The organism is Rubrivirga sp. (assembly GCF_049648075.1).
Lineage (GTDB): Bacteria > Bacteroidota > Rhodothermia > Rhodothermales > Rubricoccaceae > Rubrivirga.
The window spans coordinates 1-2153 of the sequence record NZ_JBARYR010000753.1 but is presented as its reverse complement, the minus strand read 5'-3'; the positions used below and the strand labels follow the sequence as shown (position 1 = coordinate 2153).

Annotated in this window: 1 protein-coding gene; it reads left to right on the top strand. The window is 68.4% G+C overall.

What is annotated here, in order from left to right:
* On the top strand, positions 1–1617 hold a 1617-nt coding region (locus tag WBA11_RS19930; RefSeq protein WP_424522377.1), incomplete at its 5' end, for a M3 family oligoendopeptidase.
* Positions 1618–2153: the final 536 nt, after the last annotated feature.

Here is a 2153-nt window from a genome sequence, read left to right as displayed (position 1 = left end):
GACCTGGCGACGGCGATGGCCGAGCTGGGCGAGGTCCACGACCGCACCGGCCGGGCGTACACCTACGCCTACCTCGCCTGGAGCACGGACACCGACGACGCGGCGGCCGGCGCGCGTCTCCAGCGCGTGCGGGAGGCCTACACCCGAATCGGACAGCAACTCTTGTTTGTCGACGTCGAGTGGGCCGCCGTCGAGCCCGCCCGCGCCCAGGCGCTCATCGAGGACGAGGCCCTGGCGTCGGTACGTCACTACCTCGAGCTCAAGACGGAGGCGCGGGAGCACGTCTTGACGGAGCCGGAGGAGAAGATCCTTTCGGAGAAAGCCGTCACGGGCTGGAGCGCCTGGAACCGGTTTTTCGACGAGACGCTCGGCGACGCCCGGTTCACCGTCCGCGGCGAGTCGCTCCCGCTAACCCAGGCGACGGTCAAATTGCACAGCGCGGACCGCTCGGTCCGCCGGGACGCGCACGCCGCCGTCACGGACGGCCTGGACGGTTTGCAGCGCCCGCTCTCGTTCGTCTTCAACACGATCCTCGCCGACAAGGCTTCGAGCGACCGGCTCCGCAGCTACGAGTCGTGGATCACGAGCCGCAACGAGTCGAACGAGATCGACGACGCCTCGGTCAGCGCGCTCATCGAGGCCGTGACCGGCCGCTACGATCTGGTGTCGCGGTTCTACCGGCTCAAGGGCCAGCTCTTGGGGATCTCCGACCTCAAGGACTACGACCGCTACGCGCCGACCGGCGAGGCCGAGCGGTTCGTGACGTGGGCACAGGCGCGCGAGACGGTGACGTCTGCCTACGGCGATTTCGATTCTGAGATGGGCGCCATCGTGGACCGCTTTTTCGACGAGCGCTGGATCGACGCGCCGCCCGAGCCGGGCAAGAGGGGAGGGGCGTTCAGCCACGGCGCCGTCCCGAGCGCCCACCCGTACATCCTGATGAACTACACGGGGCGCCTGCGCGACGTCCAGACGCTGGCCCACGAGCTCGGCCACGGCGTCCACCAGTACCTGTCCCGCGTCCAGGGCGTCTACCACGCCGACACGCCCTTGACGACTGCCGAGACCGCGTCGGTCTTTGGCGAGATGCTGACGTTCCAGCGGATGCTGGCCGTCCTCGAGGACCCCAAAGACCGGCTCGCTCTCCTGGTCGGGAAGATCGACGACACGATGGCGACCGTCTTCCGTCAGGTCACGATGAACCGCTTCGAGGACGCGATCCACACCCACCGCCGCGACGTCGGCGAGTTGTCGGTCGACGATTTTGCCGAGCACTGGATGACGACGCAGTCCGCGATGTACGGCGACTCGGTCGAGCTGACCGAGGGCTACCGCCGGTGGTGGAGCTACATCCCGCACTTTGTCCACACGCCGGGCTACGTCTACGCCTATGCGTTCGGGGAGCTACTGGTGCTTGCGCTCTACGCACGTTACCAGAGCGAAGGCCCCGGTTTCGCGTCGGGCTACCGCGACCTGCTGGCCGCCGGCGGCTCGGACTGGCCGCACGTGCTGGTCGGGCGGTTGGGGATCGACCTCAAGGACCCCGGTTTCTGGGACCGCGGCCTGGATGCGATCGAAGTTCTGGTCGCCGAAGCAGAGGGACTGGCAGCGCGATAGCGGCCTCTGCCAACCGCGACACGGCGTCCTCGGGGATCGCGTCCTCGAGGACGAGGATGGGGCGTCGCGCGGAAGCGGCTCATTCCGGCGCAGGCGGGGACCGTACGGTGTCGCCTCGAACTTCGAGGTGAGTCCTCGGCCTCGAGGTCGGCCCTCTGGATCCCCGCGTTCGCGGGGACGACGGCGTAACGCGTGGAGTCGCCCCTGCGGCCACGCCAGAGGTAGAGAGCGTGGCCTGGAGGGCGGAGATCGACTCGGCGACCTCGAGGCCGCAGCATCGTTCGCGTTCACGCCCTCGAGGACGAACGTGTTGGCCCTCGAGTCCGGTCGGTTGTGAGATATCCACATCAGGCATCTCGTGAACCGGCGTGCACTATGTTGAAGGCGGCATTTGTCCCCCCGATGCCCCCTTATACCTACGTCTCCCATCGTCCAGGGCCGTTCTCGGCCCTCGTGCAGGCCTCCGAGATTGGAGGGCTGAGCCTCCGCCCCCTGCCGCCGGTCCGCGGGGCCCACCTGCCCCCGCCGCCCAGGTC